The sequence below is a fragment of the Paenibacillus sp. CMAA1364 genome (assembly GCF_054373195.1).
In genome coordinates this window covers 16,344-37,971 of the sequence record NZ_JBITNB010000014.1, presented here as the reverse complement: position 1 = coordinate 37,971, position 21,628 = coordinate 16,344, and the positions used below count along the sequence as shown (strand labels likewise).

The window sequence follows — 21,628 nt, the reverse complement described above, 5'->3', positions numbered from 1 at the left end:
TGACAGATGAAGGTAAGTATGTTCATAACATGTATCAGTGATGCTGTGTATCCTCGAATTGGAGAAGCTATGGCTCGGTTATTGGCTAAATACGGTGTCGCTCTTCACTTTCCCACTATGCAGACTTGTTGCGGACAACCTGCTTTCAACAGTGGTTATTGGGAAGAAGCACGAGCATCAGCGAAGACGATTATAGAAGCATTTGAGGATAGTGACTTCGTCATCGCACCATCAGGTTCATGTATAGGTATGCTTCATCATTATCCAAAGTTATTTGAAAATGATCCGATCTTACTTGCTAAAGCGGAGGGGTTACAGAAGAAGTCCTATGAGTTCACTCAGTTTCTCGTCCAAGTGTTAGGGGTTACTGATGTAGGGGCAACTTTCCCGTATAAAGTAACTTATCATCCATCATGCCATGGGAGCCGAATTTTAGGGATTAAGGAAGAACCGATGACGCTCATGAGGAATGTCAAAGGAATGGAACTCTTACCTCTTCCTTTTGCCGAGGATTGTTGTGGATTCGGGGGAACCTTTGCTGTTAAAATGTCGGATATATCTGGCGCTATGGTGGTAGAGAAGGCGGATCATGTGTTAGAAAGTGAAGCAGAAGTGCTTGTCGGTCTAGATATGGCTTGCCTTATGAATATTGCAGGAAATCTACGTTATCGCAATAAGCCAATTCGTGTGATGCATTTAGCCGAGTTGCTATATGAAGGGGTGGAGCATGCATGAGTAAGACAGACATCAAAGGAACGAATGTCAAAGGGCGTGCAAAGCTTGCTTTAAATGATGACTTTCTGCGAAAGGCTGTTAAATTCACGACCGAACGATTACGTGATGGAAAAAGAAAAGCTTCAGATGATCTTGGAAATTGGGAGGAATGGCGGGAACAGGGACGACAAATCAGACTACATACCATTGCTCATCTAGATTATTATCTGAATCAATTCGCGAACCAAGCTAGATTGAATGGCGTTCATGTCCATTTTGCAGATACGGCTGAAGATGCCGTGAAGATCACACTTGCTATTGCTGAGCAAAAAAAGGCATCGTCTGTCGTGAAGTCTAAATCGATGGTCACAGAAGAACTCCATTTGAATAAGGCACTTGAATCCATTGGTGTGGATGTCGTGGAGAGTGATCTGGGTGAATATATTATTCAATTGGCTGGAGAGACGCCGTCTCATATTATCATTCCTGCAATTCATAAGAATCGGTATCAGATTGCTGATCTTTTATCCAAAGAAGCGGGAGAGACGTTACCCCCTGACACCGCCATACTGGCTGGGTTCGTACGTAAGAAATTACGAGAGAAGTTCCTTGAAGCAGATATTGGGATGACGGGATGTAACTTCGCGATTGCCGAGACAGGTTCTATGGTGTTATTTGAAAATGAAGGGAATGCACGAATGGTGTCCACCGTACCTTCAACACAAATTACATTAATGGGTATGGAACGGATTATTCCATCCTGGCGTGATCTAGAGGTCATGGCAACACTACTTCCACGCTCCGCTACAGGGCAGAAGTTAACGGTGTACATGTCGGGCATTACCGGACCTCGGAGACAGGAAGATGGGGATGGTCCAGATGAGATGCATATTATTATTCTAGACAACGGTCGTTCTTTACAACTGGGGGATCCAGAATTTCAGGAACTACTTAACTGTATTCGTTGTGGAGCTTGTCTAAATGCCTGTCCAGTGTACCGTCATATTGGTGGGCATGCGTACGGTGGGACGTATAGCGGTCCGATCGGAGCCGTATTAACACCTGCATTGAATAAGAATATTGACCAATGGGATGACATTGCTAGTGCATCGACCCTTTGTGGAGCTTGTTATGAAGCCTGTCCGGTTAAAATACCATTACATGATATGTTGATTTACTTGCGTAGACGCAAGGTTGAACGAGGCCTCGGAGATAAAATAGAGTCCATCGGAATGCGTGGCTTCGCTGCCATTATGTCTAATTCAAAACGGTATGAGAACGCTTTGAAAATTGGAAAGCTAGCGCAGAGACTTGTTGTGAGAGATGGAGAGATCACCTCGAAGCTGGGTCCATTAAAAGGCTGGAACAACTATCGTGTCGCTCCAAGCCTGGCTAAGGAATCCTTTCGTAATCAGTGGGGGACGATGGAAGAAGAGATTCGCCACGGGTTACAAGAAATGGATCCATTGGTCTCCAAACGGATGGATGAAATTGTTAAGAATAGGGAAGTGGGAGGGAAGGATCATGACTGAGACACATCAAGCGTGGTTGGCACAAATGGAATTGGAATCCCGTGCAAAACAGGAGCAATTCATGAAGGGGATTGCCGGACGATTAGGGCATCCACGTCTTACGACTGCTCCGCCACATCCCTTTCGAGGGGCACCCGATTTTTGGCAATCTTTCGAATGGTCATCTGAAGAAAAAGTTCAACATTTCACGGATAATTTCGAATCCGCAGGTGGGCATGTACAAAGAGTATCTGATATGCAACAAGTGCAGTCCTTTATATGTAGCAAAGCAACTGAATTATCTGCGCGATATATGATTCATCAGAATGAGGTTGAACTGAATCATCTTCAACTGAAAGAAAAGTTAGAGAATGTAGTAGTATCGAAGTGGAATAGAGGGAACGATGAAGATTGGATTGCTCGAGCCGCAGAGGCGGATATCGGGATTGTGATGGCAGACTATGCCGTATCACATACAGGCTCGATCGTTGTGGTATCTTCAGAAGACAAAGGAAGATCCGTTAGTCTATTACCAACCGCACTGATCGCGATCATCCCATTGGAACGATTTAGGACTCGCTTAGGTGAAGTATTAACTACATTTGATGAGATGAGAAGGGATCAACTCCCTGCTGGTATTCATTTCATCTCGGGTCCTAGCCGATCGGCAGATATTGAGAATGATCTAACCATTGGGGTACATGGACCTGGTATCGTGTTTGCTGTAATTGTGGGTTGAAGGTGTGAACATGATTTAAGAATCGTTCAACGGAGTTGTTGAACGATTCTTTTTATAGGAGGTTACATATAAATCATTTTGAAGCTACTAAAGCTACCGACAGCTAGCTAAGTACATATGTACAAAATACGGGTTTTGTGAAGAAGTATACAAAAGCAGGAGTAAAACGGTGAACAAGCGTTTTACTCCTGCTCGGATTTAATCCATAGTGGATTTTGTATTTTCTCCTCAAACAAATCCTTTATTTCATTAAACCATTTCTTGCTGCTGCCACCGAAAATCAAAGTATTTGAGGACTTTCCCAACCCCTTTTTAACTTCAACATGCCCGGTAGATAGAATATGGTACTCAAGAGTTAAATTAGTATCTGAAATGAACTCAATTCGTATATCAAAAAATTCAATGGTATAATTTTTTACTGGCCCTATGTTAGGAAATAATTTAATGACTTTTCTGTCTTTTAAGAGCCCTATCACTTCAGCAATTTCTTGTTCATCCGTGGTTCTAATTTGTAGAAGAGTTGACCCTTTACCGGGCTTGTTGTCAGAAATTCCTACAACTACTCCCTTAATATGCTCATGTTTATAATAACTACTTGAATACATATACCCGCTAAATAAAACATAAATCAACAGTCCAAAGATTAGTACACTTAGTATTAATATGCTTTTTTTCATACTAAATCGCATTGAATGTTACACCCCCATAACATAATTAAACCATGTATATTCGTCACTAATTGAAGAAGATACCGTTTTTTATGCGCCAGCTTGCGATATAACATCAATCGGGCTTAAGAGCGGCACGGAAAGACGGATTTTCCTTGCCGGACGTCTTCCGTCAGATCATCTACAGATATTAAGGTGCTGTCCTTTCCCAACATGAGAATAAGATACTAAGATTTCCCGTGGGGATCCTTAAGTACGACCTGGTATCCCCCACTCCCAAAAAAGGGATGGCATACCGCAGTGATGCTCAAATGATCCTTCTGCGAGTATTCCTTATGCACATAATCCATTCCAAGTCTTCCTGCTGTTTGCTTATTCCGTTGCTCCGATATCCCGTAGATTACCGCTCCCCCTAAGAGTATGATAAAGAGAATTAAAAGACCTATACGAATTATTCTATTCCTAGTCATCTGTCCATTCATCCCTCACTTAAATAAAGCCTCTCACACGTTATGTATTATTATCTAGTTTTTTTTAAGCTCAAAAATAGTTGCCTCTGATAACAAGATAAGCCTATCGTTATTAACAACAAAAAAACTTACACTTACAGGTATGCTAAGTTTTGTAGAAGGGTCACTTATATCTATTGCTTTTAATACATCATTTATATTTAAGTCTGGGATATCTATTTTATATGATCTATAAAAAGAGGTAGAGTTATAGCATGTGTCTGTAATCTCATATAATGGATTTTTTAGTTCATATTGATATTCCTTATATTTTTTTAGTCCTTTTGATGAAAAAAAGTCTTTATTGATTATAATTTCATCTCCAATAAATTTTTGCCCTGTTGGATGTTCAGAAGCATCATTATATGAATTTGAAAATCCCAAAAGCTTCTCAACTTTCCAAGTTCCATAGAAATATTTTTCGGTTTCACTATCTAACTTTATACGTTCTACCGTACAATATTCGGATGTGTTTTTTGGAATAATAGACTTATCCGTTTCAGGTTTAGGCTCACTAGAAGTATTCGGATTTGATGTCATTTCAACATCTCCGCAAGCCGTTGTTAGCATCAACATTATCATAATACAAACCAATAATATCTTTTTCATATTTCGTACTCCTATGTTCTCGCCTGTTTACTCGCGCGCTAACTGCATAGCTTTTTCATCGGTCTACATGACAGGGGTATGATCAGCTTTCAAAGTTTATTTCTTCTTGTCTGTGAACATATTATAATTCATTTAATCTCTCATGTTTTGTTTTACCCAGGCATATTCCAGTTCTACACGGTTTAATAATAACGGACTTTCTTCCTTAGCACGGTTCTTCATATATTCTATATCTAGACTATCGAATTGACTGGACATTAGATATCGAGCCCACTCGAGACTACGAGCATCAGTCCAAAATTCGGCTGCATTTAGACGATCCATAATTAAATCTTCAACGCCGATCACATAGCAATATCCATCAGGCGTTTTTAATTTCACTACTCGATCTTTGGAACCTGCTAGGTCATTAGATGGTATTTCGATAGGTATATCCATCTCCAAGACATAATGAAATCGGCCTTCTCGGACAAATCCTAATTGATCAAATAAAGCACGTGCTATATCGTCTCTAATCATCACAAGATCTATATCTGCAGTTTTATAGCTACCTGAAGTATAAAGTTCTACAGCATGTCCTCCCACAATAATCGCAGGATCAGCACCTAGATCATCTAGTACAGGGGTAATCAAACCCATGACATAGAACTCTTTCAGATTACTTTTTGATGGATCGGATGCTAACTCTGTAATCTTTTTTTTGATTGTCTGAATTCGTATTTTCATTTCTTCAGAATCTAAGTATTTAAACATACATCACCCATATCCTTAACGAAGCGTCCATTCACGCTTGTTAACAATTGTAATCTGTCCAGATGCTACAGACTTTTTGAATCGATTCCTTGCACTTTGCATAAGTATGATCATCTCATCTTCAGGTCGTATTTTTCGGGAAGCGCTAGTCTTAATTACTCTCATACGATCCCGATTATGGCTTGCACGAACTGCATCAGTTAAGTTCATTTCACGCATAAAATACACTCCCTTTTTCTTTGGGATTTTCCAACTGTTGCTATATCTATACCCTAATTCATAATACGCTGAAAATCAATACATCGTGCTCAAGAAGTCCATTCTTAATCACTTTCATGAAGATGCAAGACATCATGAGCCACTTCAACACCATTCACGGTAAGTACGATCCGGTGTTCTCCTGGATAATGACGACGGGTGGATAAATTTGCCCAACGATGTGTTCGAATACCCTGGATATGTGAACCCCCAGGCACGAATTTATCTTTTAGAAGGAATAGTTTACGGGAAGTCTTCCCATTCGCCTTCACGAAGTCGATCCCGTATTCGATACGAATGCGAACCTCTTCCCCTTCTTCTATATGAAGTTCATAGCGAAGCTCACTGGAATCTCCAATAGACAGATCACTCGGATCTACGGATAAGGAAGCGGATGCCACGATGGACTTCTCTTCACTCGTATTCGCATAACCGAATATGGCAAGCACTTCTGGATTTGCTTTGCGAATGAGTGTTCGACAAGCATGCCGAATAATCCAGTCTGTATGTGGATGATATCCCAACCAGCGGTGCGCAATATCAATGACAACCGAAGGGTGATCTTTGGCAATGTCGTTTAAGTTATTGGCTACACTTTTACGAACATATAGGGATGTATCTTCCTTCAACAACTCAAGAACTGGCAACACGCTTGTGGGATCATGCTTGAACATGGTCAATGCTTGCCCCCATGGCAGCCGAGGACGACATCCTTCACTTGCAAGACGACGAATATGTTCACTTGGACTCTCCGCCCATGCCATCATTTGACGCATCATTCGCTCTCGTGATTGTATTATAAACGGTCTCACTGCAAATTCTGCAGATGATTTAGAAGTAAATCGCTCCAAAGCCTGCATAGATAACTCCCAATGTTCCTCCGCCTGTCCGTACCTCTCTATGAAATCTGGAAAGAATAAATAGGGGAATCCAACACATGTCTCGTCAATGGCGAACAATATCTCTACGGCATCTTCATACCGTGCGGGTAGATAATGACCAAGTGTTTCTGTTATTTTACGAATCCGTTCTTTCAGCTTCAATTCATCCCAGCTAGCATCCATCGTTGAAGCAATAAATGCTTCGGTATCGAATGGGTCGCACACACGGTGTACCTTAGCGCCGAATTGGTGCAGGAATGCTTCGTTATACATATCTTTAAGTGGCTCTGCCATGAACTCTCTCCTTCTAAGTAGAGATTTTCTATTGAATGACTACAGTATCTCCAACATTTACACCAGATAGAATCTCTACTTTATCTCCCGTTTCTAGACCAATCACGATATCTCTTCGCTCATATTGCCCATTGCCCATATCCAACATCACATAGGCTATATCTCCTTCACGTGTTACAGCAATACTGGACACGACAGTAGCATTTTCTTTGCGGAGTGTCTCGATCTCCCCACTTAGGCTGAGTCCACCAATTAATTTCTCATTCGGATCAAGAGAGATCACCACTTCAAATTGAGGAATTTGATTTGCATTGTTCTCACCCGCAGCGCTAACTGCGAATTTGGATACTTTGGTTACCTTTCCCGATAGTTCTAATTCCTTGAGTGCAGTCATCTTTACTTGAACATTCATCCCTTCTACAATGCGAAATATATCTTGTTCTCCGACAAGAGCAATGAATTCCAGTTTGTTCAGATCTACAATTTTACCAATGTATTGATTATCTGTTACGGATTGCGGACGTTCTTTAGAGCTGTCATAAAGAAAAATACCGCTTGCAGGGGCTTTATAGATTGCCGTTCTTAGCTTAGCCTTTTTCTCATCAAGCTCTTGTTTCTGGATATCGGCGTTCATTTTATTAAGTTCATCACCTAACCGTGCGGTTTCTTTGGCTGCAAGTGCTTTTAAACGTTCCGCTTCGGTAGCACCAAGGACTTCCTCGTCTTCTTGTTGTTGGCTTAGGAACTCATTTAGCTCCGCTTCTAACTTCGCTTTGCGATTCGTTGCCTCTTGCAATGCAATTTCGTTCTTTAATGTGGATTGATCTAGTATGTACAAAATATCGCCAGCTTTTACTTGGCCCCCATTCTCTACTTTCCACTCCGTTACCTTAGATGCGAATGGGGCGTAGACGAGTGTTTCCTGTTCATACTGTGACTTCCCTTTCACTTGAACCGATTTGGTTATTAATTCTGCAGTTACTTCAAAAGGGATGGCTTCTAGAGTATCCATCGGTTCCATAGGTTCATCCGTCTTGTTCAGTGTGATAAATAGGATTGTACCCACAACTAGAAGGGCAATGACGATAATAATCCATTTCAATTTCTTCTTCATCTATTTGTCTTCCTCTCACCTTGGAATAACTAATCTCTTTTTATAGCTGTCAATGCATCTGTTCTAGAAGCACTAATCGCTGGATAAATCCCCGATAATACCCCAGTCATTAAGGCAAAAGCAATACCCACTGGAAGATACATTATAGGAATAAATATCTTCATACTTTGACTCGGATCTAGACCGGCAGAGGTACCAATGAGCCGATTGATCCCATATACAATGAGATAGGAAATAGCTACTCCCAACATGCCACCCAATAGCCCAAGTAAAGCGGCTTCTGTAATGAACATATTACGTATTTGGCCCATGTTAGCACCGAGTACTTTCATAATACCGATCTGTCGTCGTCTCTGATAAGTAGACATGGTCATGGCAACGATAATGGAAATAGAGGCTATGATCAAAATAAACATACCTACGCCCAAAGCAGCCTTTTTAAATACATCAAAGGTCTCTGCAAGCTGTTCTTTCTGATATAGATTCGAACTCGTGTTTAAAGTTAACTTCTGTATAAGTTGCTCCAACGGCACGATATTCTCGGTAGAATCTACTTTTACAATTAAAGAGTTATAGGCTCCCACCTGGCCGGATTCACCATTCTGAATCTTCAATTCTTCAATTAATCGCTCTCCCGTCTCAATAGAGACATACATGACCTTGTCGTAAGAAGCCATCATATCATCAACACCTGACGCTTTATTCAGCACCCCACTCACCGTAAGCGAACTGCTATTATGAGTCTCTCCATTGGTAGAGGAATAGTCCACCATTTGCAGTTGAATCTGTTGCAGATACAACTCAGAAGGTATGAGAGTTAGACTATCATATTGTTGCCTTAGTTCGTCGTTAAAAGGATCGTTGTTGAACCCATCGAATATCTTCTGCTTCGTCTCGGCATCCATCAAACCTAAGGTGGCACCATAATTAAGAACGACCATCCCTGAGAGATCGGAAGGTCCTCCTTGCTTAAAGGACTTATCAAACTTGGTAAGTAGATGAAGATCGGTTCCTATGACCTGTATATCTACGACTCTATTATCAATGGTATACATCTGCACATGGCCTAATTCTTGAAATGGGGCAGCTGCACTTACATGGTTCAAGCCTTGGATAATATCTAACTTCTGCTGAGTTAATCTTCCAGGATCAAGAAGATCCTTCTCTACAGATTCTCCACCACTACCACCTTGAGAAGGCACGCCAGTATTAGGTGTCACAGTGATTTCATCCATTTTAAAGAATTGGTTCATGGATTGTTCTGAATAGCTCTCCGCAGATTCACCAACACTTAAGGCGACAATAATGGCAGCACATCCGATGGATATTCCTGCCATACAAAGACCTGTGACAACCTTTCGCCGTCTGATCTGATCCCATGCGAGACGAGAAATATCACTAATCCTCATGACTTGTCCCCCCACCAGTTACCAATAAGGGAGAAACATCCTTCTCAGTTACTAGATAACCATCTCTTAGTGCAAAGATCCGCTGCATTTGTTCGGCAACATCGGCTTCGTGCGTAACCACGATAAAGGTCGTGTCCATTGTCTTATTCAATTGTAGCAATATGCTGATGATTTCCTCTTCCGTCTTGGAATCTAGATTCCCTGTAGGCTCATCTGCAAAGATAACGGACGGTTCTGTAATGAGAGATCGCGCGATACTGACACGTTGCTGCTGACCACCTGAGAGTTGTGATGGGAAAGCATCTGCTTTATCCGGAATACCTACCTTCTCTAATAATGCGAGGGATTTCTGTTTGCGTATAGCAGGTGAAATCGATTGGAATACCAAAGGCATTTCAACATTCTCTCGGACCGTTAGACTACTAATAAGCTCATAGGCTTGAAAAATAAATCCGATATGCTGTCTTCGAAATTCAGAGAGCTTATTCTCATTCATCTTCACGATGTTATGGTCGGCAATGTATATTTCCCCGTCGGTTGGCTTCATTAGGCCTGCCATAAGATTTAATAGCGTAGATTTACCAGAGCCGGAACTACCTAATAGAGCTACCATTTCACCTTGTTTTACTTGAAAGTTAATGTCATGAAGTACCGGGGTCCATTCATTACCATTCTTAAATGTGTGCGTAATATTGTGGACTCGTAACATGCATACTGCTCCTTCTTATACTTAGTATTAATCCAAATGTATTACTCTATCTCAGGTAGTCTCTCGTACGTTAAGATGTATTGCTGGCTTCCCAATTCAATGCGTTCACCTTGCACTTCATCATACAACGTTAATCTATAAGTACCACCGATAAGTGTTTTATATCGATCGTTACTGAAGAACAGCGTATGCATATTATTCATTCCTTCCGTAAGATCTGATCCTAGATCAAGTGGTTTCTCTTGTGACTGACCGTTGCGATCTGTCAATTTGAGAATGAGCTTATGCTGGAAGTTACCCGTATCGTAATTACCATCCTTGAACAAATGATAATGTAGAGCAATATTGATCGTATCGCTACCTTCCTTGATGCTACCGTTCGCACTTTGGATAGATAACGTATAGGGATGAAGTGTAACCTGCATCAGATTGGTTGATGGAGTAGATATATTAAGATCTAACGATGCCATATTAATAAAGCCTGTAGCCAATTGTCCTGGTTCTGTTAATTTGTTCCCCGTAATCCCCGATCCGATATAGAGCGTTAGACCAGAGGTGTTCACTGACTTAGGAAGCTTAGCTGAGAACGTAATTAATTGTTTGCCTCCAGGATTAACAGCTGTTTCTGGTTGATTCGAAGTAGCTTCGTAGAATTCGCCATTTGCCGTTTTATAGTAGGCTTGAAGTCGTACCATTCTACTCTGTCTTCTCTCATCATTCGTCATGAGTACTTCTGTTGAAGCAATGCTAGCGTTAGCATTGTTGTATACAACAGTCTTTTTCTCTTGAAGGGTAGCATTCTTACCTACATGACTTATTTTAAAAGATCCACCTCGCGTAATGTTGTTTACAACATCTGTGGTGCTATTGGTGGATAACGTCACAAATGGAACAGACTCCTTCTCTTCTATTGCGTAAAGATTAAGCTTCATCATGTTGAAATCCGTTGTATATGGAATTTTAGTCATGACATGAATATCCATAGATTTGCCTGGTGCAAGGACCGTAGATTGTTTATCCATAAAAATCTCTGTTGAAGCGAACAAGTCATCATAATCCAATTGTAAGGCAGCCTTCAATTCCGGTAGGGATAGGGAGACCGATTGCGTGTTCGTTATACGTAATTTAGCTACAACCAAATCTTCTTCCATCCATGGGAAGCGTTGAACCGAATGTAGATTGTAGACAAAAGTTCCATATGAATTGGTTGTGCTATAATCGAGTCCCGATAAAGTGTTCAACCGAAGTTGGTAAGGGATTTGATAATAAGCAATAGGTAATGATGGCATTGTAGTATTTGGTTGCTCAGTAGATGGGGTCGTAGTATCTATCGATACGTTCTCTATCATTTGTAGTTGTAACTGTTTCTGCTCTACTTCTAAAGGTATTTGTGCCGTAATCGCGATCACTTTCTCTTCCAATGGATTCATAATCATACCGTTTAGCGCATTGGCACGTACAGGGAAGAACTTACCTGTGGAAGATTTGATCGTTAGATCATAATTCGGCATAATGACCGTTTTATTACCTGTATTTTTTAGTCGAAGCTGGAAAGACCACATTCCCTTATTATTCTCTTCATACACAACTGCATTATTTAATTGCGTTTCGATCGTATTGTTGTTAATGATAATCTTCTTGATAATATCCTTTTCTACGATAAGATCAGGTGTAGTTGCAATAGGAAGGTTAAAGGATATCTTGGGAAGTTCTAGCTTCAACGTCTCATCCTTGCGAACAAATTGGAGTTTCATATGATTCGTATTCATATAGGCAGGGATTTCCGTCATATAGGTGATCACTTTATTCTCTTGGGGTTGTATCTTATAGTTTAGTTGAGAACGATCTAAGGCAAGTTCAAACGAAGTACCACTAGCGGACACCAAATATAACATATATCCCGGTTCTGCAAATATCGTACTACCTTTATTCGTTAGGCTGACGCCTACCTTTGCATATTTCTTGCCATTTAGTTCATAGAATTGCAACGATTTAGGATATGCCGTGATAGGTTTGTTATTTAATGTGGTATGAATGCTTTTACCAATCGCGATGTCGGGAGAGTAGTCTGTAGGTAATTTGAATGTGCCTAGATGTCTTAGGTACCCTTTGACTTTAGCATCCCACACATACATGGGGATCTTTAACCCTTTTAGGGATTTGGTCTTCCCCACATTAACGTAATACGTTACACGTTCAGAACCTTTCGGATTAACCTTTTTCTTAGTCATGTCTTCCGTAATTGGATTGCCAGGTAGGATAGTTCCTGATGGCGTTGCGACTCTAGAAAAGTAATTGTTCAGAGTTGTATTTTTATGGCTTCCATTCGTATAGTTCAATGTATAGGTTAGAATATTTCCGCCTTCTTGTGGCCAGATGTGCACATCCACTAATGTTGCACGAAATTGAGATCCAAGTGTAATGGAACCCAGATTACCAATCGCACTAGCTGTAATAACTTGCTTAGCTGGCGCAGTATAATGGGTCGCAACAGGAGCAGCTGATGCTGTGTATCCTGGCATTTGGGAAAAGACAAGAGAGCTTGCGAGCACAATGTTATATGTATATAATTTTCTGAATGGTTTCAATGTTATACCTCCATATTAAATGACTAGATTAATTATAATTGGATAAGTAATGGTAATAGTATCTAAGTTGTAACTATATAGGCATATATCAAACAAAAGACAACGCATAATGCGTTGTCTTTTGTTTGACTCTATCCATATTATCACAATGAGTTCTAGTATATACAGGTATTTACAGTGACTTAACTTTCTTGCAAAGTGACAGGTAAAGTTCCCTCTGCCTTATCCTTACCTACTAGAATACTAGCAAGTGCTTCCATGAAATAAGGTGTATTCTCATAACAACATAGATAAGTAGGAACAGCTGGAATATCATTAAGATCATAAGGGTTACGAGTGGATGCAACGATCAAATTAGATTGTTGAGTCGTCAATCTTTCAGCCAGTTCGCGTTGCCCTGCAGGCAATTGACTTCCCGATGTATACGTAACGAAGATAACTTGATCAACAGATGTGGCTGCTTGAAGAACGTGATTGATCTCCTCTTCAACTGGAGTTGCACTAATTCGTATTTCTTCTACATTATCAATATAACTAGCTAACGTCTGTCCTAACGTCGCGACATCTGTCCAAGGCTCATCCACCTGCGTCTCCTGCCGCACCTCAGGCCATATGACAAGAACGGATTGACTTTTGGCAATAGGGATCAAGCCACTATCTTTGACAAGTGTAATGCTATTGCATGCTACTTCGTACAGCAAATGATCAATTTCTTCTTTTTGTCCTCGTTCTACGAACTCTTTTGGATTCGTAATATTGATATGCTGTAGACGCTTTTCTTTCAAATTTAATATGCGATCTACGGCCAGATCAATGACACTTTCAGCGATTCTTCCACTTTGAACGGCTTCATTGACAGCATTGATCGCATCAATCTGATCACTTAATGTATGACTTACTAGTACACAGTCAGCTCCTGCCTCAATAGCTTTGACAGCGCCTTCTGCTATGCCGTAATATTTGGCAATAGCATGCATCTCCAGACAGTCTGTCACAATGATTCCCTCGAATCCTAATTCTTCACGAAGTAATCCGGTCAATACGGCTTTAGATAATGTAGCTGGTATCGGTACAGGTTCAATTGCAGGGAATATGACATGCGCCGTCATGATCATATCCACACCTTCTTCAATAGCTCTAATAAATGGCTTGAGTTCAACCTTATCCAACCGATCACGCGTGTGAGGCACTTCTGCTAGTCCCAAGTGCGAATCAACGCTGGTGTCTCCATGACCGGGGAAATGTTTCGCTGCTGCGGATAGATTCTTATCTTGAAATGCCTTAATTACTGCAGCTCCATGCTCGGATACAAGGTCAGGATCTTCTCCGAAAGATCGTACACCAATGACTGGATTGCGTGCATTATTATTTACATCTAGACACGGCGCAAAGTTAACGTTTAAACCTAATGCGATCATTTCTTCTGCACTAATCGTGGAGACTTTATAAGTATATTCAGGATTTGTTGTTGCACCTAATGCCATATTCCCTGGTATTCGGCTCATTTTCTTATGATCAATCCGGGTCACCATACCCCCTTCTTGGTCAATTGCGATCCACAAGGGCAAATTATCAGATTCCATAGCAATCTCTTGTAGTGAAGATGATAGTTGAGAGACTTGATCTAAGTCATCAATATTACGACGGAAATAAATGATACCCCCAACGTGATGATCTTGAATCAACTCCGTTATATGATGATTTGGTACAAGATCATCGAATCCACAGATAAACATTTGGCCGATTTTTTGCTTCAGAGTAAGATTGTGTAGATTCATTATTGATCACTCACCTTATACTTTATATTTTATATTTTAATGCTACATTACCTAACTGGTTCTTTTAATTGATCCCGATAATCTGACGGAGTCATACCTGTATGCCGCAGGAATACTCGGGTGAAATAACGTCTTTCTTGATAGCCAATATCTAGACCAATCTGAGTCACACTCTTCTCACTATATTTAAGAAGATGTTTCGATGCTTCGATCCGTTGATTGGTTAAATATTCTACGAAGGTACAACCCACATGATTTTTGAAAAGTAAACTGAAATAACTACAACTGATACCCAAATGATCAGCAAGTTCTTCTATGCCCAAGTCTTTATCGAGTCGAGCCATAATATAAGTAATCGCTTCCGTCATTAATTGAAGTGGTGTTTTCTTAGGAGATTCAGTTGGTTCTCTCTCTTGAATCTGCGCCACGAACTGAAGTGGATCAAGCTTACGATTCAGTAACACTTGTTTACCAATGACACGAAGCGTATTCTCTAACTCCTTATAATGTATTGGCTTGCAAATGTATTCGCGCACTTTATATTTAATTGCAAGTCTCGCATACTCAAACTCTTGATAGCCTGTAAGCAAGAGTATTTCAGCATGACAACCTCTATTTCGTAATTCTCCAATAAGTGTTAATCCATCCATAACAGGCATACGAATATCTGACAAAATAATATCGGGGGCCTTCTGCTCAAATATTTCTAAAGCTTCTTTTCCACTTCTTGCAAGTCCCATAACTTCCATACCTAAGTCGGCCCAAGGGATTACCTTTTTCAGATTATTTAGAATTGGAGCTTCATCATCAACTAGCATCACTTTTAGCATCATATTTCCCTCCACTCATCATTTGGTATAACACAGCGAATAATTGTACCCGTTGTACTTGAAGAACATATGAATAAACCGTAAATATCTCCATAATGAATTCTAATTCGATCCGCAACACTTCTGACACCCAGACCTCTACGTTCTTGATTAACTGGATTTCGAACTTGAACGGTTTCATTTATATCATTCTGTTCGGATAGCATATATTCGAATGATAGTAGCTGTTCGTTACTGATCCCAATTCCATTATCCTCGACTTCCAAGATAAGCCTTCCTTGCTCTGTCCAACTACGTATACGGATTAATCCTTTATAAGAAATCCCTTCAAAACCATGCTGTATGCTATTTTCTACTAATGGTTGAAGTGTTAACTTCAATATACTCGTATCCTTTAAATGCCTAGGGATATCGATTTCATAATCAAAAACATCTTCAAATCGAAATTTCTGAATTTCCAAATAGCTTTTCAGATGATCTACTTCTTTTTCCAATGAGATTATTTCCTTACTCTCTATACTAATTCTAAGAATATTTCCCAATCGATAAACCATTTCACTTACTTTTTCGCCTTCATTCTGCATAGCAAGTACATTGATGGATTCTAATGTATTAAATAGAAAGTGCGGTTTGATTTGTGCTTGTAGAACACGTAGCTCCGCTTGATTCTTCTGCTTCTGTTCATTTTGTACTTGTGAAAATAAAAGATTGATCTTATCGACAAGATCATTAAATCCTTTGGATAACACATGTAGTTCGTCTGTACCCTTATCTTCAATACGAACTTTGAAATCTCCACCTTCTACCCTACGCATGAATCGGACGATCATACCAATAGAACCTGTTATACGATTCATAAATACGATATTAAAGGTAAGTGCAGCGAACAGACATAATACGGTGATCCCAATAAACCATTGAGCAAAGACTTTGGTTTCCTCTGACAATGACTCCCAAGATGTAACAGAGACGATGCTCCAAGGGTATTCTTTAAGATGGTACATAGATACGATACTTTTATTATGATTGAATGTTGCTTTGAAACTTTGGTATCCATTCTCGAAATCTGCCGGTTTGTCCATTAGTGTCTTAATGTTCTGTCCATCTAACGACTGCATGGGATCGAATAAGATCAAACCATCATTATTAACTAACATAAAATGTGTAGAACCAGCGCTTTGATCCAACGAGAGATTACGGAATATGGATTCGATATCCCAACTTTTGATTTGTACGATTAGAATACCTATATTCTTAAGTGTACTAATATCCTTAATAAGTCTAATTTGAGTGAATACAGGTTCGGTACCTGTGATCTCAGGATATTCATGAGGTGCAAGCCATTTAGGAACGGCATTCAGTTCAACAACTTCTTGATATAACGGATGATTCTTGAACTCACTGAATTTCATCGCTTTAAAATTTTCTTTTGTAAATATAGAAACCGTACTATTGTTCCCATGTAAATTATAGAGAAAAGCATAACTTATAGATGGGTGGTTATATAGTAAGTTACGAAAGTTACGTTGACTAGCATTCAAATTCAATTGTTCTGTTGCGGTCAGATCCTGCTTACTGGGATCTTTCTCCGTTAAGGCCATATGAAATACAGACGTTCCAATGCCACTGTCAGTCACATTATCCATTTGCTTAAATGCTGTGGAAATACTGTAACTGATCGACTTAAGCGAGTATTCCGCTTGGCGGCTATATTTCTCTTCTATCGAGTTTGAAGTGACCATAAAAGTGACAATACCCAATATACATAGAGGAACGATAATGAGTATAACAAATGCCAGCAATAATTTGACACGTAAATTCATAACTACACGCATCCATTCTGTATGGGTTTATCCTTTTATACTGTCTGTTGATATTTGTTGAATATTTCTGATAAATGTGGATTTAGTCTCCATTTGCGTTATTATTCGCTATATCTTGCACCTTTTGAAGTTCTTCACCCATTTGTTCAGGAGTTATTTGTTGACCAATAAGCCTCTGAATTTGAATATTACTAATTTCAGTGGTCACATCCGCTTGAACTAAAGAGTCAAACGCTGGAAATGAAGTCTCTGATGAGTTAAGTACATCTACAATTTGCTTCATCAAGTCATCTGTTATACTTGCAGTCAGCTTATCTGCTTCCATCTTCATGGCAGGAAGAACACCATCTTCTACTAGACCACGAATTTGCATTTCTTCATTATAAAGATTCTTAATAAATGACTTTACAGCTTCCATCTTACGAGGATCTTTCTCTGCAGCACTGGAGAATCCATAACCATTATTCACGTCACGCATAATAGAAGTCTGATCACCAATACCATTTTCCACTGGAGGAAGATTAAAGAATCCAACCTTACCTACTAATCCTTCACCTGACTCTCCAGCCATGAACACGGACGATTTCCATGTTCCATCATACATTAGAATCGCTTCACCGCTTGTGAATTGTGTTGTGTATTCAGCATATTCAAAACCTAGTTCTCCCTTTTTAAAGTAGCCTTTATCCACCCATTCTTTATATTTAGTAAATCCTTTAATCACATTAGGATCAGTCCATTTAGCTTCTCCTGTTGTGAACATGGCCGTTACATCTGATCCGGCATAGCGTGACCATAAGTGATTGGCAAGCATAAGTGGTACCCAACCGCCTTTGGATGCTCCAGCCATAGGCACTTTACCATTGGCTTGTATTACATCTAAGAGTTGTTCTAATTCTTTCATCGTTGTTGGAATAGTAAGTTCATTCATCTCAAAATATTCTTTGTTATAGAAAAATCCTTCACCTGAACCACCGACAGGCAGACCATAGATTTTACCTTCAAATGTAAAAGGATCTAAGGAACTGAATTTCTCCTTAATACCAAGTTCTTCAAGGATTGGTGTCAAGTCTAGTAATTTACCTTCTCTTGCATATACTTTAGAATCCGGGCTTCCAAACAAATCGAAGATATCTGGTGGATTTCCTGCAGCCATTTCACCACGAAGCTTCTCTTTGCGGTTCACGTCAGAATCTACTCCATCAATCTTGAACTTGAGTCCTTCAACATCGCCCTCCACCTTTGAGATCACATCCGTAAGAATGGCAAAACGTTTCTGTTTATCAGCACCGAGTTGTGTATGACGAAGTGTCATCTCAAGAGGTTCAAGTCTCGTTGTCACTGTAACGGCGTTCTTGTTACCGTTTCCACAACCGAATAAAGTTATTGTTGTAAAGAAACAAATAGACATGAGTAGCATGAAGCTTTTCCTTGTCTTCATTGTTCTATCCCCTCGAAGATATTTTATCTATATATGTATTCTAGTGTATTGAGAACTATCTTGTAAGGAGGTTATCCTCTAAATTAAGGGGTATAAACTTCTAATATTAGTTCTTTATAACTAATTAATATTTACTTCACCTAGACTAGCTCCTTTAGCAAATAAGCGTTCAATATTTCTCTCCACATGAGGATCAGCAACTAACGGTGGTGCTTGATGTGGTTTCTTACGGGCATCAATAATAACATTATCACATACCCAATGTTTGTTCTCATAATGACTATTCACACCATAGATGTCATGAGAAGGATTACTACGTGTGAATGTAGCCCACATGAAATTTGAGATTGACGCACTTATGAAGGAACTATCGTCACTCAGAATGATCATCGGACAAGACGGTAGCGGTCCTTTACGATGAATCTCATTTGATAATGTTCGTAATTGTTCCTGCGCTTGAGGATAATCTATAAATTCAGGTCCTTGGATGACAACTATTCCCGGCATCACCAATTGTGGGTTATCGTAACCCCTTATTTCCTTCATACACTCAGGTACTTCCGTGCATAATTCTCTTTTTCGATCCCCGTAAGCTGCAAATACCACTTTACTTCCACTATTTAATCCAGTGCCCGAATAATCAAGCGTATCTATGGTCGTATTCGTGTGGAAATGAATGTCCCGATGTAGATCGATACGTTCCAGAATATAGGTTAAGAAGTTTACTTCGTGATGCGTATCCAAAGGCTGATCTTCTTCTGCCGTTATAAAAAGATACTTGGCCAGGCTCAATTGACCTGTTCCCAGTATGCGGTTAGCGATCGTGAGTATCTCTGCTGGTTGTTTGACTTTCTGGTAAGGGGTATAGCGTTCGCTTCCAATTGCAAATAGTAGTGGGTGGACGCCAGCAGCATCCACTGCATGAACTTCTTTGACACCTGGTATTTCTTGTTTGATGGCATCGCCTGTTAACTCATGAATGAGTTCTCCAAATGCGGTATCTTCTTGTGGTGGGCGACCCACTACAGTGAACGGCCAGATCGCATTGGGCTTAGCATAGACTTTATGTACTTTCATAACTGGAAAAGGATGTGTGAGACTGTAATAACCCAAATGATCACCAAAAGGACCTTCTGGCAACGTATCACCTGGATGAATCTCACCTGTGATGACGAAGTCTGCATCATGGCTAATACAATAGCCATCGATATAGCTATATCGAAAATTACGACCTGCTAGAAGACCGGCAACCGTCATCTCGCTTAATCCTTCGGGCAGAGGCATGATAGATGCCAACGTATGTGCAGGTGGACCTCCTACGAAAATGCTCACCTTCAGGGGAATTCCTAACTTATTGGCTTTGTCTTGATGCACCCCAATACCTCGGTGAATCTGATAATGCAAACCAACGTCATGATTTAATTCATACTCATTACCATTAAGCTGTACACGATACATGCCTAGATTGGAGTTCATAATTCCTGGTTTCTCAAGATCTTCTGTATATACCTGGGGTAATGTGATGAAAGCTCCACCATCCATTGGCCAGTGTTGGATTTGAGGTAAGTCAGAGATTTGAATTTCTTGTGTAGTAACAAGACCTCTTCCAAATGACTTCAAAGGTAAAGCTCTGATAGCAGCTAATCCATTTCCAATATTCTGAAAGGGGTGTTTCAGAGCCTTCATAGGATCGTCGCGAAGAGCCATGACGTTCTGCACAGATGCCCAAGTATCTCGGAACATGAATTTACTACGTTCTAGCGTCCCAAATAAGTTGGATGCTGCTCGAAATTTCGAACCTTTTACATTCTCGAATAACAAAGCAGGTCCACCCGCTTCATACACTTTCATATGAATAGCAGACATTTCAAGATAAGGGTCTATTTCTTCCTTAATACGTACTAAATGACCATTTTTCTCTAAATCGACAATGCATTCTTCTAAATTACGGTACATGGTTGTTTATCTCCATTCACTAGTCATTGGTCCTGCGATAATTGATGATCCTATTGTATCATATAAGGTTACCCTATTATTTATAGAAATGGTCACGAAACTTGCCTGGTGATTCTCCCGTCCATCGTTTAAATTGCCTGCTAAAATGCGCAATGTCTTTATAACCTAGCTTGGTAGATATGAACTCTATCGTAAGTTCTGGTTCCATCAGTAATAGTTTCGCTTTCTTCAACATTAATGTTGATAAATATTGGCGCGGGGACATCCCGAAAACATGATTAAACATCCGATTCACAGATGACATGCTATAACCCATTTCCTTAGCAATGGATGCCACAGAATCTGTGTCACTTCTCTCATGGATTCCGTCAAATGTTTCATTCACAGTACGCTCCAATCTTGCAGCTATACTCGAAGCTGTTTGCGACATACGTGAACCTGTTGTGCTGTCGCTTCCCTGTTGGGACAGATGACCACTGACCGCGGCAAACAGCTCGAATAAAGTAGATAGAGCTCTCATCCTAGATTCCACGCGCACGCTGTCCTCCTCAATTGTTATTGCTATCAATTTGTCGAGTGCAGGTCTGATCGCGTGTGCTAGATCACTCTTTGATGTATGAAAGCATATTTTATTTCGACATAAAAGTTCTCGAAACGCTCTCTCGTCCACGTCAAAATGAAGACAATAATACGTCATCTTCTCCCCTCCCACCACTCGACTTTCATGAATATCTCCCGGATTTAATAGTAGTAGATCTCCAGGCTTCTGAATGTAAGTTTTTCGGTTAACAAACATCTCTTGTGTTCCAGATAACACGAGATTCACCTCAAACATCGGATGTGTATGAGGTGAATATATCCAATCTTGTTCTACGGTGCGCCAATGCGCGGCAAACACTTTAAATGTGGAATCCATATCGGGTAGCATATACTCTTTTTGTTGTCGATCGTATACTACTTCCATGTAACACACCCCCTAATTATAATTAACGCCCTTAATCTTCTTCTGATTGATTTGGATAAATTCATGCTTGTTATGGATAT

The 21,628-nt window shown here is 40.1% G+C and carries 19 protein-coding genes; 3 read left to right on the top strand and 16 right to left on the bottom strand.

The window, feature by feature from the left end; translation table 11 throughout:
• The first annotated feature begins 6 nt into the window (after nucleotides 1–6).
• Genes ACH8E3_RS10215 through ACH8E3_RS10205 form a run of 3 tightly spaced genes read left to right on the top strand, consistent with a single transcriptional unit; the run spans nucleotide 7 to nucleotide 2,964 of the window.
• Nucleotides 7–735: a (Fe-S)-binding protein gene (locus tag ACH8E3_RS10215; protein ID WP_458632531.1), complete on the top strand. Its 729-nt coding sequence runs from the start codon at nucleotides 7–9 to the stop codon at nucleotides 733–735.
• Nucleotides 732–2,246, top strand: a complete 1,515-nt coding sequence (locus ACH8E3_RS10210; protein WP_458632530.1) for a LutB/LldF family L-lactate oxidation iron-sulfur protein — start codon at nucleotides 732–734, stop codon at nucleotides 2,244–2,246. The genes ACH8E3_RS10215 and ACH8E3_RS10210 overlap by 4 nt, the downstream gene beginning before the upstream one ends.
• Nucleotides 2,239–2,964 carry a LutC/YkgG family protein gene (locus ACH8E3_RS10205; RefSeq protein WP_458632529.1) on the top strand — a complete coding sequence of 242 codons (726 nt, stop codon included), beginning with the start codon at nucleotides 2,239–2,241 and terminating at the stop codon, nucleotides 2,962–2,964. Before ACH8E3_RS10210 ends, ACH8E3_RS10205 begins: the two co-directional genes overlap by 8 nt.
• Before the next feature lie 182 nt (nucleotides 2,965–3,146).
• Here ACH8E3_RS10205 and ACH8E3_RS10200 read toward each other — a convergent pair whose 3' ends face one another.
• The 16 genes from ACH8E3_RS10200 to ACH8E3_RS10125 all read right to left on the bottom strand — a co-directional run bounded on the left by ACH8E3_RS10200 (nucleotide 3,147) and on the right by ACH8E3_RS10125 (nucleotide 21,548).
• Nucleotides 3,147–3,653: a hypothetical protein gene (locus tag ACH8E3_RS10200; protein ID WP_458632528.1), complete on the bottom strand. Its 507-nt coding sequence runs from the start codon at nucleotides 3,651–3,653 to the stop codon at nucleotides 3,147–3,149.
• 206 nt (nucleotides 3,654–3,859) lie between these two features.
• Nucleotides 3,860–4,102: a hypothetical protein gene (locus tag ACH8E3_RS10195; RefSeq protein WP_458632527.1), complete on the bottom strand. Its 243-nt coding sequence runs from the start codon at nucleotides 4,100–4,102 to the stop codon at nucleotides 3,860–3,862.
• A gap of 54 nt (nucleotides 4,103–4,156) precedes the next feature.
• Nucleotides 4,157–4,750: a hypothetical protein gene (locus ACH8E3_RS10190; RefSeq protein WP_458632526.1), complete on the bottom strand. Its 594-nt coding sequence runs from the start codon at nucleotides 4,748–4,750 to the stop codon at nucleotides 4,157–4,159.
• A 132-nt stretch (nucleotides 4,751–4,882) separates the two neighbouring features.
• Nucleotides 4,883–5,503: a hypothetical protein gene (locus ACH8E3_RS10185; protein ID WP_458632525.1), complete on the bottom strand. Its 621-nt coding sequence runs from the start codon at nucleotides 5,501–5,503 to the stop codon at nucleotides 4,883–4,885.
• A 15-nt stretch (nucleotides 5,504–5,518) separates the two neighbouring features.
• Nucleotides 5,519–5,722 carry a hypothetical protein gene (locus tag ACH8E3_RS10180; RefSeq protein WP_458632524.1) on the bottom strand — a complete coding sequence of 68 codons (204 nt, stop codon included), beginning with the start codon at nucleotides 5,720–5,722 and terminating at the stop codon, nucleotides 5,519–5,521.
• 104 nt (nucleotides 5,723–5,826) lie between these two features.
• Complete coding sequence (locus tag ACH8E3_RS10175) at nucleotides 5,827–6,936, bottom strand: hypothetical protein (protein ID WP_458632523.1); 1,110 nt, start codon at nucleotides 6,934–6,936, stop codon at nucleotides 5,827–5,829.
• Between the two features lie 28 nt (nucleotides 6,937–6,964).
• The gene (locus tag ACH8E3_RS10170; RefSeq protein WP_458632522.1) at nucleotides 6,965–8,050 is read right to left on the bottom strand and encodes an efflux RND transporter periplasmic adaptor subunit; all 1,086 of its coding nucleotides are present in this window, start codon (nucleotides 8,048–8,050) and stop codon (nucleotides 6,965–6,967) included.
• A 29-nt stretch (nucleotides 8,051–8,079) separates the two neighbouring features.
• The gene (locus ACH8E3_RS10165) at nucleotides 8,080–9,459 is read right to left on the bottom strand and encodes an ABC transporter permease (RefSeq protein WP_458632521.1); all 1,380 of its coding nucleotides are present in this window, start codon (nucleotides 9,457–9,459) and stop codon (nucleotides 8,080–8,082) included.
• Nucleotides 9,449–10,168: an ABC transporter ATP-binding protein gene (locus tag ACH8E3_RS10160; protein WP_458632520.1), complete on the bottom strand. Its 720-nt coding sequence runs from the start codon at nucleotides 10,166–10,168 to the stop codon at nucleotides 9,449–9,451. The genes ACH8E3_RS10165 and ACH8E3_RS10160 overlap by 11 nt, the downstream gene beginning before the upstream one ends.
• Nucleotides 10,169–10,209: 41 nt before the next feature.
• The gene (locus ACH8E3_RS10155; protein WP_458632519.1) at nucleotides 10,210–12,756 is read right to left on the bottom strand and encodes a hypothetical protein; all 2,547 of its coding nucleotides are present in this window, start codon (nucleotides 12,754–12,756) and stop codon (nucleotides 10,210–10,212) included.
• A 182-nt stretch (nucleotides 12,757–12,938) separates the two neighbouring features.
• Nucleotides 12,939–14,534 (bottom strand): beta-N-acetylhexosaminidase, encoded by a 1,596-nt coding sequence (nagZ, locus tag ACH8E3_RS10150; protein ID WP_458632518.1) that lies wholly within the window; start codon nucleotides 14,532–14,534, stop codon nucleotides 12,939–12,941.
• A gap of 47 nt (nucleotides 14,535–14,581) precedes the next feature.
• A complete protein-coding gene (locus ACH8E3_RS10145; RefSeq protein ID WP_458632517.1) occupies nucleotides 14,582–15,367 on the bottom strand; it encodes a response regulator transcription factor in 786 nt (261 codons plus the stop codon).
• Complete coding sequence (locus ACH8E3_RS10140) at nucleotides 15,364–17,187, bottom strand: cache domain-containing sensor histidine kinase (RefSeq protein ID WP_458632516.1); 1,824 nt, start codon at nucleotides 17,185–17,187, stop codon at nucleotides 15,364–15,366. The genes ACH8E3_RS10145 and ACH8E3_RS10140 overlap by 4 nt, the downstream gene beginning before the upstream one ends.
• 82 nt (nucleotides 17,188–17,269) lie before the next feature.
• Entirely contained in the window at nucleotides 17,270–18,628 is a 1,359-nt protein-coding gene (locus ACH8E3_RS10135) for an extracellular solute-binding protein (RefSeq protein WP_458632515.1), read from the bottom strand.
• A gap of 120 nt (nucleotides 18,629–18,748) precedes the next feature.
• Entirely contained in the window at nucleotides 18,749–20,584 is a 1,836-nt protein-coding gene (locus ACH8E3_RS10130; RefSeq protein ID WP_458632514.1) for a UbiD family decarboxylase, read from the bottom strand.
• A gap of 76 nt (nucleotides 20,585–20,660) precedes the next feature.
• Nucleotides 20,661–21,548: an AraC family transcriptional regulator gene (locus ACH8E3_RS10125; protein WP_458632513.1), complete on the bottom strand. Its 888-nt coding sequence runs from the start codon at nucleotides 21,546–21,548 to the stop codon at nucleotides 20,661–20,663.
• Nucleotides 21,549–21,628 lie beyond the last annotated feature (80 nt).

Excerpts from the sequence above, each read along its gene's own strand:
- ACH8E3_RS10165 (WP_458632521.1), bottom strand. The coding sequence starts at position 9,459 with ATGAGGATTAGTGATATTTCTCGTCTCGCATGGGATCAGATCAGACGG.
- ACH8E3_RS10130 (WP_458632514.1), bottom strand. The coding sequence starts at position 20,584 with ATGTACCGTAATTTAGAAGAATGCATTGTCGATTTAGAGAAAAATGGT.
- ACH8E3_RS10215 (WP_458632531.1), top strand. The coding sequence starts at position 7 with ATGAAGGTAAGTATGTTCATAACATGTATCAGTGATGCTGTGTATCCT.
- ACH8E3_RS10125 (WP_458632513.1), bottom strand. The coding sequence starts at position 21,548 with ATGGAAGTAGTATACGATCGACAACAAAAAGAGTATATGCTACCCGAT.
- ACH8E3_RS10210 (WP_458632530.1), top strand. The coding sequence starts at position 732 with ATGAGTAAGACAGACATCAAAGGAACGAATGTCAAAGGGCGTGCAAAG.
- ACH8E3_RS10140 (WP_458632516.1), bottom strand. The coding sequence starts at position 17,187 with ATGAATTTACGTGTCAAATTATTGCTGGCATTTGTTATACTCATTATC.
- ACH8E3_RS10200 (WP_458632528.1), bottom strand. The coding sequence starts at position 3,653 with ATGCGATTTAGTATGAAAAAAAGCATATTAATACTAAGTGTACTAATC.
- ACH8E3_RS10185 (WP_458632525.1), bottom strand. The coding sequence starts at position 5,503 with ATGTTTAAATACTTAGATTCTGAAGAAATGAAAATACGAATTCAGACA.
- ACH8E3_RS10195 (WP_458632527.1), bottom strand. The coding sequence starts at position 4,102 with ATGACTAGGAATAGAATAATTCGTATAGGTCTTTTAATTCTCTTTATC.
- nagZ (WP_458632518.1), bottom strand. The coding sequence starts at position 14,534 with ATGAATCTACACAATCTTACTCTGAAGCAAAAAATCGGCCAAATGTTT.
- ACH8E3_RS10190 (WP_458632526.1), bottom strand. The coding sequence starts at position 4,750 with ATGAAAAAGATATTATTGGTTTGTATTATGATAATGTTGATGCTAACA.
- ACH8E3_RS10135 (WP_458632515.1), bottom strand. The coding sequence starts at position 18,628 with ATGAAGACAAGGAAAAGCTTCATGCTACTCATGTCTATTTGTTTCTTT.
- ACH8E3_RS10205 (WP_458632529.1), top strand. The coding sequence starts at position 2,239 with ATGACTGAGACACATCAAGCGTGGTTGGCACAAATGGAATTGGAATCC.
- ACH8E3_RS10175 (WP_458632523.1), bottom strand. The coding sequence starts at position 6,936 with ATGGCAGAGCCACTTAAAGATATGTATAACGAAGCATTCCTGCACCAA.
- ACH8E3_RS10170 (WP_458632522.1), bottom strand. The coding sequence starts at position 8,050 with ATGAAGAAGAAATTGAAATGGATTATTATCGTCATTGCCCTTCTAGTT.
- ACH8E3_RS10180 (WP_458632524.1), bottom strand. The coding sequence starts at position 5,722 with ATGCGTGAAATGAACTTAACTGATGCAGTTCGTGCAAGCCATAATCGG.
- ACH8E3_RS10145 (WP_458632517.1), bottom strand. The coding sequence starts at position 15,367 with ATGATGCTAAAAGTGATGCTAGTTGATGATGAAGCTCCAATTCTAAAT.
- ACH8E3_RS10160 (WP_458632520.1), bottom strand. The coding sequence starts at position 10,168 with ATGTTACGAGTCCACAATATTACGCACACATTTAAGAATGGTAATGAA.